This window comes from Virgibacillus sp. LDC1 (genome assembly GCF_025792345.1).
GTDB lineage: Bacteria > Bacillota > Bacilli > Paenibacillales > Paenibacillaceae > Paenibacillus_AQ > Paenibacillus_AQ lautus.
In genome coordinates this window covers 3,227,094-3,243,226 of sequence record NZ_JAOXLZ010000001.1, presented here as the reverse complement: position 1 = coordinate 3,243,226, position 16,133 = coordinate 3,227,094, and the positions used below count along the sequence as shown (strand labels likewise).

Here is a 16,133-nt window from a genome sequence, read left to right as displayed (position 1 = left end):
GGTTCAGTGCGTATTTATCCGTTCAAATTCTTCCAAAAGCCATTCATGCTATTCTTATCGATTCTGTTAGCGGGGGCTATGCTAGGCAGCTCCTTGGCTTCGGCAGAACCGCAGCCGCCGAGTCAAACGGCCGGAGGCATCCTTTCCTACGAGGCCGAGGCATCTCAGAACTCGTTTACCGGCAATGCAGGAGCGGTCGATTGCGGCTTCTGTTCAGGCGGGCAAAAAGCCGGCAATCTATACGGCGGCTCCACGCTGACGTTCAACGGGATACAGGCCGATAAGGCCGGTATCTACAATATGAACATGTTCTACATCTCCGGGGATTCCCGCGCGGCTTCGATCTCCGTGAACGGAGCGGAGAAGGAGAATTTCAGTTTTCCGAAAACAGCGGATTGGAACACGATCGGCACCTATCAGATTCAAATTTACTTGAATCAGGGCAGCAACACGATTCTGTTCGATGACGCAGGCGGATACTCGCCCGATTTTGACAAGATTGAGCTGACCTTTGATTCAGTCGGCGATGACGGATCAGGCCCTGATGGAAGCATTGGCGATTTAGGCAAGCAAAAGAAAGCCACGAGCTATGGCTCCATCACCCTAACCGAGTATGCCAACGGCTTCAAGGTGTCCAATCCGACGTATGAGCTGCTGTACAATACCTCGACCGGATTGTCCCAATACAATTGGAACGGCAAAGCGGTTGCCAAGGGGTTATACAGTGAGATCCAGCTCGATCGGATGGTTGCAAGCAAGGATTATAAACATCATAAATTCTATAAAAATCAAGTGGTCCCATTCCAGGATGCTACCGGCAAGGGCATCAAGGTGACGGTCGTGAATGAGGATGGGGGAATGCCATCGCTCAGCCAAATCTATTACGTCTATGAAGACGGGCCATATTTGCTTACGGAAACAGTCGCTACCCACAATTCCGCAATATCTACTGGGAATATCGCACCTATCGCGATGGAAGCGAGGGGCGGCATCGACATCGGCAGCTATGACGATAACCGGGTCCTCGTCGTTCCGTTCGATAATGATGCTTGGTCCAGATACCAGGCGAAGTCGATGAATACCGGCCTCAACAACGGTCTGTATGTCAGTTCGGAGCTGACGGCCATCTATGACAATACGAGCCGGAACGGCCTCGTTATCGGATCGGTGACGCATGACACGTGGAAAACCGGTATCTATTGGAGCGGCTCGAATGACAAATTGAACAAAATGCGCGTATATGGCGGATTTACGTCATCCACCTCCACGTGGGACACGATTCCGCATGGAAAGGTAATGGGCAAGCAGATTGCTTCGCCGAAAATCATGGTCGGCTTTTTCGAGGATTACCGGACCGGGCTGGAGGAATTTGGCCAGGTGAATGCAGCGATCCAGCCTCCATTAGCCTTTGGCGAGGACATTCCTGAAGGCGTTCCGGTCGGCTGGAACAGTTGGGGAGCTTATGCCAGCGATTTGAGCTTTGACAAGGCAGTTTCCGTCTCGAATTATTTTAAAGACCATATTCAGAACCATTCCTTCAACAATGAAGGCGATATCTACATCAATCTTGATTCCTATTGGGATAACATGACGGATCAGCAGCTGACGGATCTGGTTCAGCTCATTCATAGCAATGGACAGAAGGCCGGCATCTATTATTCGCCGTTCGTGTACTGGGGCAACAATATGGAGCAGGAGGTCGAAGGGACCAACGGCAAATATAAATACGGCGATATCGTGCTGCGCGATTTGGAGGGCAACGTGCTGCCAACGCTGGACGGCGCTTATGCCGTGGATCCGACGCATCCAGGCGTGAAGCAGCGGATCGATTATTACATGAATAAGTTCAAGAGCAAGGGCTTCGAATATATCAAAATCGATTTTCTGAGCCATGGGGCAATGGAAGGCAAGCATGATGACCCTAGCGTTCAAACCGGCATCCAGGCCTATAACCAAGGGATGGCTTACGTGAATGAAGTGCTGGACGGCTCCATGTTCATCAGCGCTTCCATCGCGCCGCTGTTCCCAAGCCAATATGCGCACAGCCGCCGCATCTCCTGCGATATCGACGGTAGCATCAGCAGCACGGAATACCAGCTGAACAATCTGACGTACGGCTGGTGGCAGAACGGAACGATCTACCATTATACCGATCCGGACTATATGCACTTGACCAAAGGCGGATCGATCGAAGGCGCGCAGTCTCGCGTTAATGCGGCCGCAATCTCCGGCACGGTCTTCCTGAATTCGGATGACGTAACGGATGCGACGGCACGGCAGTACATGGAAACGCTGCTGACGAATCCGGAAGTAAACGGGATTGCGATGAAGGGCAAGGCGTTCCGGCCGGTAGAAGGCAACACGGGCACGCAGGCAGCGGACGTATTCGTGCTGGACGATCAGGGAACCCACTATGTAGCTGTGTTTAACTATACGCAAAATCCGGCACAGCACACCGTGGATCTCGTTCGGGCCGGTATCGCATCGGAAGGGGCGGCATCCTATACGGTGACGGAAGTATGGAGCGGCCAATCTCAGACGGCGTCTGGCTCTTCGCTGGATGTGGCGCTTAAAGCGGCCGAATCCAAGCTTTATAAAATCGTCCCTAATCCATAACAAGTAATCATCGATTCATCATGTACATCTGCAAGTTCATCGCGGTTCCCGGCTCCATCCGGGAATCGCGATTTCTTGCTTTTGCTGTAAGGGATAGCGCTTGTCTCGATATTGGAAAATCAAATGAAGAGGAGAAAACAACATGTCAGATATGAAGCTTTGGTATAGGAAACCGGCCCGAGGCTGGTCGCAAGGGCTGCCGATCGGCAATGGCCGAATGGGGAATGTGGTGGTATCCACGCCTGACAGAGAAATATGGAATATCACCGAAACCACCTATTGGTCCGGCCAGCCGGAGCCGACTCAAGGACGAAGCAACAGCAAAGGGGATTTGGAGCAGATGCGGCAGCATTTCTTCCAGGGCGATTATCGTGAAGGCAATCGACTGGCCAAGAAGCACCTGGAGCCGGAAAAATTGAATTTTGGCACCAATCTGGGACTATGCCAAGTCGTGCTGGAGTTTGACCATAACGTGAATCCATCCGAAGGCGAGAGACAAGATGCAGCAGCTGAGCCGCTGTTCCATCGGGAATTGGATCTGCAGGAGGCGGTGGCGCGTTCTTTTTGCGAGATCGATGGAGCGGAGATGACGCGAGAGGTATTTGCTTCCCATAACGATCAGGTCATCGTTTCGCGGATCCGCAGCAGCATTGGCTCGTCAGGTGTGTCGTTCCGCATTTCGATTCGAGGGGAGAATGGTCCTTTTCATGTTGCTGTAACCGAAAAGGACACGATCGAATTCCAGGGACAGGCGTTGGAAGGCATACATAGCAATGGGGAGTGCGGGGTGTCCTGCCAAGGCCAGCTTCGGGTCGTAGCGGAAGGCGGGAAGGTGAGTTGCACGGATGACACCATAATCGTGGCCGAAGCGGATGAGGCGGCGATTTATTTTGCGGTGAATACGGATTACCATCAAGAAGGCGAGAACTGGCGTGAGAAAAGCGCGTTGCAACTGGAACAGGCTGCGCTCCTGGGATATGACGCGCTGAGAGCCAAGCATCTGGCGGATTATCAGCCGCTGTATGCCCGCGTACGATTGGACCTGGGAAGCTACGAGCATTCCAGTCTGCCTACAGACGAGCGGATCGGCAGGTTCAAGTTGAGCAAGCGGGATGACCCGGCGTTGTTTGCGTTGTTTTATCAATATGGCCGGTACTTGACGATTAGCGGGTCACGACAAGACTCCATCCTGCCCATGCATTTGCAAGGTATATGGAATGACGGCGAAGCCAACAAGATGGCCTGGAGCTGCGACTATCACCTGGATGTGAACACCCAGATGAATTATTTTCCGACGGAGGCCGCGAACCTGAGCGAGAGCCATGAGCCGCTCATGCGGTATATCCAGCAGCTATCGGTGGCCGGACGCTCGGCGGCGCGCCATTATTACGATGCCGAAGGCTGGGTGGCCCATGTCTTCTCCAATGCCTGGGGATTTGCGTCACCGGGGTGGGGGACTTCCTGGGGGCTTAACGTGACGGGCGGACTATGGATCGCGACACATATGATGGAGCACTACGCGTACAACCGTGATCAGGCTTTTTTGGAAGAGCTGGCTTATCCCGTCCTGAAGGAGGCTGCGGCCTTTTTCATGGATTATATGACGGTACATCCGAAGTATGGTTGGCTGGTGACAGGTCCGTCGAATTCGCCGGAAAACAGCTTTTATACCGGCAATCTGGAGGATGGCCATCAGCAGCTGTCCATGGGCCCGACCATGGATCAGGTCCTGGTCCGGGATCTGCTGGCGTTCTGCGTGAAGGCTGCACAGACGCTGGGCATGGATGAGGAGCTTCAGCAGAAGTGGCAGACGGCGCTGGATCAATTGCCTCCGCTGATGATCGGCAAGAAGGGGCAATTGCAGGAATGGCTGGAGGACTACGAGGAGGCACAGCCGGAGCACCGCCATCTGTCGCATCTGTTTGCCTTGTATCCCGGCAGCCAAATCACGCCGCATCGTACACCGGAACTCGCTGCGGCAGCCCGAGTGACATTGGAGAACCGGAACAGCCGGGCCGACCTGGAGGATATCGAATTTACCGCGGCCCTGTTCGGACTCTTCTACGCCCGATTGCATGACGGAGACCAGGCCGTGCAGCATATCGCCCACCTGATCGGGGAGCTGTGCTTCGACAACATGCTCAGCTACTCCAAACCCGGCGTAGCCGGAGCCGAGGCCAACATCTTTGTCATCGATGGCAACTTCGGCGGCACCGCCGCCATTGCGGAAATGCTGCTGCAGAGCCACGAAAGCGAGATTCATCTCCTGCCCGCACTGCCGACGATGTGGCCGACGGGCAGCGTAACAGGGCTGAAGGCGAAAGGGAATATTGAGGTGGATATGAGCTGGGAAGATGGGAAGCTGGTTGAGGCGAGGGTGAAGGGGAATGAGGAAAAGAGTGTGCGGGTGTTTTATGGGGGGAGGGAGATGGAGGTGGGGTTTGAGAAGGTGTTCGTGGTGAGGTCTTTGCAGAAAATGGAATATGAGAGTTAAAAGGGACTACTAGCAAGTGCGGGTATATAGAAATAATAGGTGAGTATAAAGATTTAAACGAATTATTTATCAGAATGGATCAATTGAAACTTTTATGATTGGTGTTGAAGAGCCTCTAGAATAATTTCTAGAGGTTTTCAAATTGGAGAATTTTAGTTCTTTTGGAAGGGGAGAATCGAACTATGTCGAAAACATTATTATGAGTATAAATATTGAGCTTAAATAGGAGGTTGTAATGAATTATCAAGTTAATTGGGAGCACGAGCATATATTGAAAATTAATCGTTCAATTTTTACGTACGATGAATCAAATGAGATTAGTTCAGAAGAATCTAGAACTATTGTAGAACCATGGCTTTCCGCAATTTTTCAAAGCGAACATCTCTCTATTTTACTTGGGGCTGGATTAACTACTGCTGTTACATCTATAGCTAAATTGCCTGCACAAGGTATGTCAAGAATTGAGTTTGAAGGACCCTATAAGGATAAGATTAGAGACTATGCAGATATTAAAGCAGAAGTCAATGGTAGAGGTAAAGCAAACTTGGAAGATGATTTAAGAACAGCATTTGAGCTGTTAGCTGGCCTTCAGATTAGTGGTTTGGAGATTGAAGCTCGAAATTTGAGAGCAGTTATAGATGATCAAATGTTACAGTTCATAACCGCAGTCTTAAAAACTGAAGAAACATTTAGAAGAGCACTTGAATCAGGTTACATTAACATTGAAAGTAAGTTATCGAGATTATTTGAGAGTACTGCGGAAAGAGAAATGGGGAGTGAAATAGTTTTAGCGGAGGTGGCATTAAATTATTTAAAATCTTTCCTCACTAGTTTTGCAAGTCGAACAGCAAGTAGAGACCGATTAAATATTTTTACGACCAACTATGATCGCTTTATTGAGTATGCTTGTGATATGGCGGGAATTTTATTGCTGGATCGTTTTGTTGGAAAGATAGCTCCTGTTCTTCGCTCTACTAAACTAGAGTTAGATTATCATTACAATCCACCAGGGATTAGAGGAGAACCACGTTATGTAGAGGGAGTTGCACGCCTTATTAAAATGCATGGATCAATTGACTGGCAGTTTCAAGGAAAGCAAATTGTTAAAGAACCATTAAGATTTGGAGCATCGCATTTTTTTAATGATACTACACCTGACTTAGCTGTTATATACCCAAATTCCTCAAAAGATATCGATACAGATTTTTATCCTTATGCTGATATGTTCCGGGACTTTTCCTCTGCTCTTTGCCGTCCTAACTCTGCACTTGTAGTGTACGGTTATAGCTTTGGTGACTCACATATTAATCGAATAATTGAGGATATGTTAACTATTCCATCTACACATTTAGTTATTATTGCTTATGAAGATAGTGCAAAAAGGATTAATAGATTTTATGAAAAGCATAATCCTGCCCAAATCACTCTATTAATTGGAAGTCACTTCAGTGATTTGAGGAATTTGGTGGATTATTATTTACCTAAAGCTGCAATAGATAAGATATCTGCAAGAGCCCATGAATTGAAAGAAAGAAGAGGAGATATTTCTCACCATAGTGAGGCAGGTGATGAAGATGAATAATATTACTGATTTTGATTATCTTCGGAACTTAACCGTGGGTACAGTCGAGTTTGTTAGTCCATTAGAAATTAAAGTTTTACTTGAAATGAATACACCACATAGTACAGCATTCAATGCAGGATTTCCAGTTTCATTTCCGAAAATTAATGGATTTGTTATCGTTCCAAACGAAGCAGGGGCAATAGTTGGTACAATTTCTTGGATAGGCATTGAAAACTCAATTTATCCTAAGAGAAACGGTCTTAAAGATTTCGATCTTATTGACCTACCATTTCCACAAAGGAAAATGTCGGTTAGCTTACTAGGTACTTTAAAATTCAAACGTAATGATTGTTTTGAATTTGAAAGAGGGGTTTACCAGTTTCCTTCTGTTGGTGATGTTGTTGCCATTCCTACTAAAGAACAAATGGAGGCTATAATAGAAAATCGTGAAGAAAACGCTCGTGTAATTATCGGAACAGCACCTGTTGCAGGTAATGCACCTGTTAAAATTAATCCTGATATTTTGTTTGGTCGGCATATTGCTGTTTTGGGTAATACAGGGAGTGGTAAATCTTGTTCAGTAGCAGGACTAATAAATTGGTCAATTGGTGCAGCAAAAAAAGATAAAAATAATGAAAAACCTTTAAATGCAAGATTTATCGTCCTTGACCCAAATGGTGAATACTTTAACACTTTTGATCATATCGGAAAAGTGAGAAAGTTTAAGGTTAATTTAGACCAAGAATTAATTGAAATAGCAAGTCAACTAAAAGTTCCAGCTTGGATGTGGAATAGCTACGAATGGAGTTCAATAGTACAGGCTAGTGGGAAGTTGCAACGTCCGATACTGAGAAGGGCTTTGCGAGAATTAAGGAATGGGGAAACGAAAGAGGATAAACTTTCATCTCTAAATCGAATGTTAATCTCCTATAATACATCTTTGTTAGGTGACCTAAAGGCCGGAGCGAAAGTTCTTGCAGAGTTCCCGGGGAAAAGAAATTTAGGAGAGAAAATCTTAACATTAAAAGATGAACTGAACAATTTTAAAGATGAAGAATATGTAGAGCCAAATCTAAGAACAAAAATGGATAGCTTATTAATATCTATAAATAGCATCCTTGAGCGAAGATATGCTCCTTATCCTGATAAATCCGATACAACTAAAATGATCTCAAATTTTAAGAATTTTAATTCTGCTGAAATTGAAGATCTTATCAAAGAAATCAAGGAAGTTACGAGTATTTTCAAAGAAAATTTAAAGTATAAGGGTTTAAACGAGGATACTCCCATTTCCTTTGATATATCAAATTTGTCTGTTCATATTGAACAAATTTCAATTGAGCAAAATGCTCTTCATTTTCTGGATTTTTTAATTATGAGAATTCAAACCATGTTAGCAGATGCTAAAATGACTTCTATTATTAATCACCATGAAGAAATAACATTGGAACAATGGTTAGGGGAATACATTGGTGATGATGGAGGTAGAAATGGTGAAATTGTCGTTATTGATTTATCTCTTGTTCCTTCTGATATTATACATCTAGTAGTTGCTGTCATGTCCCGTATAATTTTTGAATCACTACAGAGATATAGAAGACAAAGGCAAGAATCACTCCCTACCGTCTTGGTTTTGGAAGAAGCACATAACTTTATCACGCGTTACTCCCACAATACAGAAGAGATCTCACCTGCAATTATGTGCACACAAGTTTTTGAACGAATAGCAAAAGAAGGAAGGAAATTTGGTCTAGGGCTTATGCTTTCCTCCCAAAGGCCATCAGAATTGTCGTCAACAGTGCTTTCACAATGTAATACTTTTTTGCTCCACCGTATTGTAAATGATCGTGATCAAGAATTAGTTAAGCGTCTTGTACCTGATAATCTCGGGGCAATGTTAAATGAACTTCCTGTACTTATGACTGGTAAAGCTATACTAATTGGTGCCGCTTCTTCTATCCCAGTTCTGGTTGAGATGAAACGTCTCAGTAATAAAGAACGTCCTCAATCATCTGACCCTGATTTTTGGAATGTCTGGACGGGAAGATCCAAGAGAGAAATTGATTGGAGTGGTATAGCTAAAGAGTGGCAAGAAGAGTGAAGCATCGTGAGGGATCTAATTTCTCAGGAACATTTAACAAAGATATTGTGCTCTTTTAGGGTTAAATCTTTATTTCTTTTATATAGATAGTTTATTTGTATTCATTACGTTTCATTCCTCTCACAAACGATATAAATGAGCCCTTACCCCTCCCGGGTAAGGGCTTCTCTTCTTTCCCCACAATCTAACTCTTTATAGCCCCCATCATAATCCCCTTCACAAAATACCTTTGCACAAACGGATATACCATAATGATCGGCAGCGTGGCGACCATGGTCACCGCCATCCGGATGCTTTCGCTGGAGACCGGGATCCGTTTGGAGCCCTGCGCCAGCTGCTGGGCGTCGGACATCATGCCGGCGGTTTGGAACTGGTTGAGGATTTTGACCAGGACGGCCTGCAGGGTCTTGAGCTCCGGCTTGTAGGTATACACATAGGAGTCATACCAGGAGTTCCAGTGGCCGATAGCCAGGAACAGGCCGATCGTGGCAAGCACCGGCACGCACAGCGGCATGATGATGCGGAAGAACGTCTGCAGGTCGTTCGCGCCGTCGATTTTGGAGGATTCCTCAATTTCGCCGGGGATCTGCTCCATGAAGGTGCGCACCAGAATCATCAGGAACACGCCGATTAAGCCAGGGAAGATGTAGACCCAGAAGGAGTCGATCAATCCCAGGGATTTGATGATCATATACGTCGGGATCAGTCCGCCGCCGAAATACATCGTGAACACAAAGAAGAAGGAGAAGTATTTCCATCCAAGGAGATTGCGCTTGCTGAGCGGATAGGCGAGCAGCGTGATGAAGAAGATGGATACTGCGGTCCCGACGATGGTACGCAGCACGGTAATCTTAATGGCGCTCCAGATTTCCGGATTCCGGAAGATGGTCAGGTAACTCTCGATCGTTGGCACGCGCGGCCAGAAGTACAGATTGCCCCGCATCGTATCGGTCGCATCGTTCAAGGAGATGACCAGGATGTTCCAGAACGGATAGAAGGTGACGAGAAAGATGCCGGTCAGGAACAGGTATAAAGAGGCATCGAAGATACGCTCGGGCACGGTTTTTTTGCTTAACATGGATGTACCTCCTTATGGTTTAGAATAGGGACTGCCCGTTCAGCTTCTTCGCCGTATAGTTGACGATGACCACGATGATGAACGCCACCACGGAGCTGAACATGCCGACGGCTGCCGCATAGGAGAACATGCCGTTCTGGATACCATAGCGGAACGAATAGGTGGACAGGACGTCGGAGTAATCCCGCGTCAGGTCATTGCCGAGCAGGAAGTGCTGGTCGAAGCCCGCGTTCAGGATGCCGCCAAGCGCCAGAATCAGCAGAATGACAATGGTTGGCTTCAGGTGAGGCAGAGTGATGTAACGGATCTGCTTAAAACGGTTGGCGCCGTCGACCTTGGCCGCTTCATAGAGCTCCTGGTTGATCGACGAAATGGCCGCCAAATACATGATCGAGCTGTAGCCCATATCCTTCCACGTATTGCCGAGCGCGACGATCCACCAGAAGTACTTGCCGTTCTGCAGGAATAAAACGCTTTCATCGGTAATATGGAGGAATTTCAAAATGCCGTTAATGGCACCATCCGAGGAGAGCAAGGTCACGATGATGTTGGCCGCGATAACCCAGGATATGAAATAGGGAAGATAGGAGGCGGTTTGCACCGTCTTTTTGAATTTCACATTTTTGATCTCATTAATCGCGATGGCGATCAGGATTGGCATCGGGAAAGAGAAGAGAAGCGTGATCAGCGTGGAGGCCAGCGTATTTCGCATGACAATCCAGAAGTCGCCGTTGTTGAAGAAGTAACGGAACCACTCCAGGCCGACGAACTCGCTCGAAAACAGGGTCGACCAGAAGCCGCCGAGCGTCGGCTGGTAATTGACGAAGGACATGTATAGACCAACCATGGGCGTATACGCAAACACAATGGCCCAGATCAGTCCGGGCAGCATCATCAGGAATAAATACTTCTGCTGCTTCAGCATCGCCCAGCGGCTTTTTCGATGAGGACTTAAGTTCAAGTCACTCCGCGTCTGTAAGGTTGTAGCAGGTTTCATATGGGGCACCTCGCATCTCAAGTTAACTCAAATTATAAGACTCCGAAAAAATGAGTGTCGATATGACAATGTAACGAAAGATGCTTGAAAATAACTTACATTGCTTGTTCCCATAGTTAAAATAACGAAATCGCTATAATATTAAGGGATAAAGCCGACACAGGGGGTATGAGCATGTATAGCATTTTTCTCGTAGATGACGAAGAGCTAGAGCTAGAGATGATCCGAGATTATATTCGTTGGGAAGAGATGGGGATATACGTGGCCGGAACAGCCCTGAACGGTAGGGATGCCCTTGAGAAGATCGAGGTGATTCAGCCCGATATCGTATTGACGGACGTCCAGATGCCCGTCATGAACGGGCTCGATATGGCGAAGCGGGTGAGTGAGTTATTCGACTGGATTCAGTTCGTCTTCCTGACTGGACATGATGAATTCAATTATGTGAAATCAGCCTTAAACGTGGGAGCCGTCGGCTATTTATTGAAGCCGCTGGATCTGAGCGAAATTGTAAGCGTTATCGATAAAGTCAAGCGGCGCTGCGAGGAAGTGCGGATGAAGAACCGCTCCATTCGCGTGACCAAATCCAATATCGTACGAGAGATGATGTTCGAGCAGAACGAGGAGCGATTCCGAAACCTCGCTGCCAGCTACCATAAGCTGTCCCGCCATACGGAGCCGAGAACGTATACCCTTACACTGCTCGGCCTCGATGCTCCGCACGCTGCACAGCCGGGGCTGTCTCTCGAAGATGGCATGGCGCGCCTGCAGACACATATGGAGGAGTGGCTTGCGGACAAGAAGCTGGAGGCGGATCTGGTCATTTGCCGGGAAGGCGAGCTGGGCATCTTCATGGATGCTGCCAGTCATCTGAGCCGCTTTACGTGGGAGGATTTGCTGAAGCAGATGCAGGATGCGCTGGGCTTTACGATGACCGCGGCCGTGAACGAGGAGCCGGAAGAGCTGTCCCGCATTCAGGATTTATACCGGGAGACGCGGCTGATGCTGGAGGAGATGTTTTACGTCGGGAACGGGAGAGTCATCTATGCCAAGGACGTGTTGCGGCAGCTGGAGAGCCGGCAAATTCCTCCTTTCCAAGAGACGGCCTATTTCGAGGACATTCATCAGCTGGCATCCGAGCAGGCCGCGCAGAAGCTGCGGGATTATTTCAACCGGCTGGTGATGCTGCGGATCCGAAAAACCGAAGTGTGCGATTTTGCCATCGGACTGGTGGAGCGTCTGCTGGAGGGGATCCACGAGCCGATCACGGAGAGCCACAAGCGGGCGGAGCTTTACCAATCCATCTATCAGTGCCGAACCATGATTGAAATCGAAGCGATCATCATGGATTACGCCGGGCATGCGATTCGGACGCTGGAACACCGGTTCATGGACAAAAATGCCAGGCTGGTGCACCAGGTGCGCACGACGATCGACCAGACCTATCACCAGGCCATCACGATCAACAGCTTGTCCGATCAGGTATATCTGTCTCCCAACTACCTGCGTTCCATCTTTAAGGAGAAAACCGGCATGACGATCCATGATTACCTAACCAAAATCCGGCTGAACAAAGCCAAGGAGCTGCTCGCCGACGATTCGCTCAAAGTGCAGGACATCGCCCAAAGGGTCGGTTATGAGAGCACATCCTACTTCATTTCCTTATTCTTAAAAAGCCAAGGAGTTACGCCGAATGAATACCGCAAAAACATCTAGCCCGTCCGGCCCGTGGAGCCGTCTGGCAGGGGCTTTCCCGTTCGCGCACTTACGCGCATACACCAACTGGCGGCTCCGGCACAAGTTCTTTTTCATCTTTCTGATCGTCATCATCCTGCCGTTCTCGCTGCTGATCTATTATTCGTATTCTTCGACGCGCAGCACGATTACGGAGCATACCTATACGGCCTTGGGCGGATCGCTGGCACAGATTAACACCAACGTGGAGAAACGGCTGGAGTATTATAATCAGCTGTCGAACATCCTTTACATGGATGCGCAGCTCCGCAATTATCTGTCTACCGACTATGAGCAGGCGTATTATTATTTGGATGCTTTCCAATATATCAACCGGACGCTGCCGTCTCTGATGACCCTGAATGCCAACATTCTGGGTATCACGATTTATACGGGGAACCATACGCTTTATTCCGACGGCCAATACGTCAAATATACGGAAGAGATGCCTTCGGCGATGGAGGAACAGGTGCTGGATGCCGCCGGCAGTACGGTGTACTTTCATTCCGAGGATTTCAGGGCCAATGATGCACATATCACCATAGCCCGTTCGTTAAGCTATTTCAGCCTGCAGCATCCGTACGGGATTTTGACTATGGACATTAACGCAAACGAATTCTATTCTTTGATCAAAATGGAGAACGACAACAAAAGCGTCTATATTATCGACGAGTCTGGCGGCGTGATCAGCACGGGGGATCAGAACCTCCAATCGAACCAGCTGTTCGACGTGTTTCCGATTCAGGAGCGGATGACCCAGGATGCGGGTTCATTCGATATTAGGATTAACGGGCAGGAGCGTTTTTTTACGTATAAAAAGCTCAGTAACGGCTGGTCCACCGTCATCACCGTGCCCTACGACGAGCTGCTGGCCAATGCGAATCAGGCGACCAAGAATGTCATCTGGTTCTCCGTACTGGCGATTGGCATGGCCATCCTGCTGCTTTATTTTACGACCAAGGTCATGACCAAGCGGATCGAGGTGCTGCTGCAGCAGATCCGGAAGGTGGAGCGCGGGGATTTTCGGCTGTCGATTAAGCCGATGGGGCATGACGAGATCGGCCAGGTGTCCTTTGCGTTCAATAAGATGGCATCAACCATCCAATCCCTGATCCATGACGTGTACGTGAAGGAGATTGCAAGGAAGGAGTCGGAGCTGAATACGCTCCAGGCCCAGATCAACCCCCATTTTCTGTACAACACCTTGTCATCCATCTCTTCCCTGGCGATTAAGGAAGGGGCTATGCAGGTGTATCAAATGGTCAATTATTTGGCCAAGTATTACCGGGTGTCGCTGAATAAAGGGAAACGCATCATTCTGCTGGAGCAGGAAATCAACCTGGTGAAGAATTATGTCGCGATCCAGAAGATCCGGTTCCGGGACAAGCTTCATATGCATTACGACCTGGATGAGCAGCTGTTCGGGAACACGACGATCAAGCTGATTCTGCAGCCCTTCATCGAGAACTGCATCAATCATGCCATTGGGGACGAATCGGGAATCAACATTAACGTGAAGCTGAGGCAGGAGGGGGACGACATCTTGCTCCGGGTCATCGACGACGGCATCGGGATGACGCCGGAACAACTCGATCATGCGTTGAACAAATCGGATAATCTGTCGGGCTACGGCGTGAAAAACGTGGATGACCGGATCAAACTCACCTACGGGGAAGAATATGGCGTCAGCATCTTCAGCCGGCTCGGCATCGGAACCGCGGTGACCATTCGGATACCTGTAATCTCCGATAGGCATCCTGCAAACGAACGGGACCCGCAGCAGGCGTTACCCTGAATGAAAGACATTTTGCATCATGGATTGTAAGATTGCGTTATAGATCAATGAACTCCCGATTTTTACAATGATAGATATATTCGAGCACATGAATATGACGACCTTAGAAAGGGGTTCAGGGAATGAAGAAACTAAAATTGATTCTGGCAGCAGCGCTCGTTATGACAACGCTTTCGGCTTGCGGCGGCAACCAGAAGGCGGCATCGGGCGGAGACAGCGGCACGGAGACGGACAGCAATGCGCCGATCACGTTAACCTGGTTTGACCAAAACACGGGGGATGCCTTTACGAATCCGGTCGCTAAAGTGATAACGGAAAAGACGGGCGTCACCGTCGAGATCCAGCAGCCTACGGGCAATCCGGTCGAGAAGCTGAATCTGATGCTGGCCAGCGGCGATCTTCCGGACGTTATTTTGATGAGTCGTGGAAGCGATATCATGAACAAGTATATTACCTCCGGCGCGGTGATTCCGCTGAATGATCTGATCGAAGAGCACGGACCGAATATCAAAAAAATGTACGGCGACACGCTTGCCAAAACCCGAAGCGAGGACGGCAACAATTATTATTTCTCCAACTGGTACGGCTTGGAGCAGTACCCGGTGTTCGGATTCATGATGCGCATGGACATCATGAAGGAGCTGGGCGTCGGCGATAAAGTGAACAACGGCGAGCCGTTTACCGCGGAGGAATTTGAGCAGCTGCTCGTCAAGTTCAAGGAGAAATATCCGACCATCGACGGCAAAGAAAGCATTCCGATGACGCTCAACGGCGAGAATGTCGGAGCGGTGACCGGCAGCTTCAAGGGCATGTACGGCATGATGCCGTATTATGAAACGAACGGAGAGCTGAAGAAGGACGTCCGCGATCCGCATTATCTCGAAATGGTTAAATTCCTGAACTCCCTGTACCGCAAAGGCCTGCTCGATAAGGAATGGGCGACGATGAAGACTAAGCAGTTCGAGCAGAAGCTCGGCAACGGCAACGTATTTGCCACGGCGGAAGCGCTCTGGAATGTAGGCAATGCGAATGCGCTGCTCAAAACCGAAGCAGCCGATAAGGCTACAGAGGAAGAGCGTCAGTTCTACCAATATAAAGTGCTGGCGCCGGGCGTGAAGCCGGAAGAGGCCACTTACGGACCGAAGAGCTCTCTTGGCTGGGACGGCGTCGCCATCAGCCGCTCCAACAAGGATCCGGTGCGTACGATGAAGCTGCTGGATTTCCTGGCCAGCGAGGAAGGCCAGTATCTGCTGATGTGGGGAGTAGAGGGCGAGCATTGGGACATGAAGGACGGCAAGCATGTGCCAAGACAAGAAGTGCTGGACGCCTTCAAGAAGAATTGGGATGAAGCTTCCCGTACGACGGGCATTCGCAAGTGGACCTGGATGATCAAGAACGGTCCCGGCGAGGACGGAACCCCGTATGACCTGATGGGCCGTTACCAGACCGATCCGGTCACGGATCTGGCGATCAAGAACCTGGCCGATACGTCGTTTGATACGGCACCGTATGACAATCTGGGTCCGGCTGGCGGAACGCCGGAAGCCATTATGGAAACGAAGGTGAACGACACCATCAATAAATATTTCCTGAAAATGGCCCTGTCGCCGTCCGAGGACCAAGTGGTGGAATCCTATAACCAGATGATGGCCGAGATCGAGGCGGCTGGCCTGGCCAAGCTGGAAAAGATTTATACGGACAACTTCAACAAACGTCAAGAGCTGTGGGGCAAATAATCTGACCAAGGGGAGTCA

General features: G+C 48.8%; 9 protein-coding genes. 7 read left to right on the top strand and 2 right to left on the bottom strand.

What is annotated here, in order from left to right:
- Nucleotides 1-6: 6 nt before the first annotated feature.
- From OHJ21_RS14480 to OHJ21_RS14465, 4 genes are all read left to right on the top strand, one after another.
- Nucleotides 7-2,616, top strand: a complete 2,610-nt coding sequence (locus OHJ21_RS14480; protein ID WP_486020323.1) for a carbohydrate-binding protein — start codon at nucleotides 7-9, stop codon at nucleotides 2,614-2,616.
- 142 nt (nucleotides 2,617-2,758) lie between these two features.
- Nucleotides 2,759-5,110: a glycoside hydrolase family 95 protein gene (locus OHJ21_RS14475; RefSeq protein ID WP_486020321.1), complete on the top strand. Its 2,352-nt coding sequence runs from the start codon at nucleotides 2,759-2,761 to the stop codon at nucleotides 5,108-5,110.
- 235 nt (nucleotides 5,111-5,345) lie between these two features.
- Complete coding sequence (locus OHJ21_RS14470) at nucleotides 5,346-6,692, top strand: SIR2 family protein (RefSeq protein WP_486020319.1); 1,347 nt, start codon at nucleotides 5,346-5,348, stop codon at nucleotides 6,690-6,692.
- Nucleotides 6,685-8,775, top strand: a complete 2,091-nt coding sequence (locus OHJ21_RS14465) for an ATP-binding protein (protein WP_486020318.1) — start codon at nucleotides 6,685-6,687, stop codon at nucleotides 8,773-8,775. Before OHJ21_RS14470 ends, OHJ21_RS14465 begins: the two co-directional genes overlap by 8 nt.
- Before the next feature lie 184 nt (nucleotides 8,776-8,959).
- Here OHJ21_RS14465 and OHJ21_RS14460 read toward each other — a convergent pair whose 3' ends face one another.
- Nucleotides 8,960-9,853 (bottom strand): carbohydrate ABC transporter permease, encoded by an 894-nt coding sequence (locus OHJ21_RS14460; protein WP_009590032.1) that lies wholly within the window; start codon nucleotides 9,851-9,853, stop codon nucleotides 8,960-8,962.
- A 19-nt stretch (nucleotides 9,854-9,872) separates the two neighbouring features.
- Nucleotides 9,873-10,850 carry an ABC transporter permease gene (locus OHJ21_RS14455; protein WP_119847286.1) on the bottom strand — a complete coding sequence of 326 codons (978 nt, stop codon included), beginning with the start codon at nucleotides 10,848-10,850 and terminating at the stop codon, nucleotides 9,873-9,875.
- A 174-nt stretch (nucleotides 10,851-11,024) separates the two neighbouring features.
- On the opposite strand from OHJ21_RS14455, the gene OHJ21_RS14450 reads away from it, so the two are divergent.
- From OHJ21_RS14450 to OHJ21_RS14440, 3 genes are all read left to right on the top strand, one after another.
- Nucleotides 11,025-12,566 carry a response regulator transcription factor gene (locus tag OHJ21_RS14450; protein WP_009589857.1) on the top strand — a complete coding sequence of 514 codons (1,542 nt, stop codon included), beginning with the start codon at nucleotides 11,025-11,027 and terminating at the stop codon, nucleotides 12,564-12,566.
- Nucleotides 12,544-14,379 carry a sensor histidine kinase gene (locus OHJ21_RS14445; RefSeq protein WP_009589792.1) on the top strand — a complete coding sequence of 612 codons (1,836 nt, stop codon included), beginning with the start codon at nucleotides 12,544-12,546 and terminating at the stop codon, nucleotides 14,377-14,379. The genes OHJ21_RS14450 and OHJ21_RS14445 overlap by 23 nt, the downstream gene beginning before the upstream one ends.
- A 122-nt stretch (nucleotides 14,380-14,501) precedes the next feature.
- Nucleotides 14,502-16,115 carry an ABC transporter substrate-binding protein gene (locus OHJ21_RS14440; RefSeq protein WP_009590024.1) on the top strand — a complete coding sequence of 538 codons (1,614 nt, stop codon included), beginning with the start codon at nucleotides 14,502-14,504 and terminating at the stop codon, nucleotides 16,113-16,115.
- Nucleotides 16,116-16,133 lie beyond the last annotated feature (18 nt).

Coding starts and splice junctions, on each gene's coding strand:
- OHJ21_RS14475 (WP_486020321.1), top strand. CDS start 2,759: ATGTCAGATATGAAGCTTTGGTATAGGAAACCGGCCCGAGGCTGGTCG.
- OHJ21_RS14470 (WP_486020319.1), top strand. CDS start 5,346: ATGAATTATCAAGTTAATTGGGAGCACGAGCATATATTGAAAATTAAT.
- OHJ21_RS14465 (WP_486020318.1), top strand. CDS start 6,685: ATGAATAATATTACTGATTTTGATTATCTTCGGAACTTAACCGTGGGT.
- OHJ21_RS14460 (WP_009590032.1), bottom strand. CDS start 9,853: ATGTTAAGCAAAAAAACCGTGCCCGAGCGTATCTTCGATGCCTCTTTA.
- OHJ21_RS14455 (WP_119847286.1), bottom strand. CDS start 10,850: ATGAAACCTGCTACAACCTTACAGACGCGGAGTGACTTGAACTTAAGT.
- OHJ21_RS14450 (WP_009589857.1), top strand. CDS start 11,025: ATGTATAGCATTTTTCTCGTAGATGACGAAGAGCTAGAGCTAGAGATG.
- OHJ21_RS14445 (WP_009589792.1), top strand. CDS start 12,544: ATGAATACCGCAAAAACATCTAGCCCGTCCGGCCCGTGGAGCCGTCTG.
- OHJ21_RS14440 (WP_009590024.1), top strand. CDS start 14,502: ATGAAGAAACTAAAATTGATTCTGGCAGCAGCGCTCGTTATGACAACG.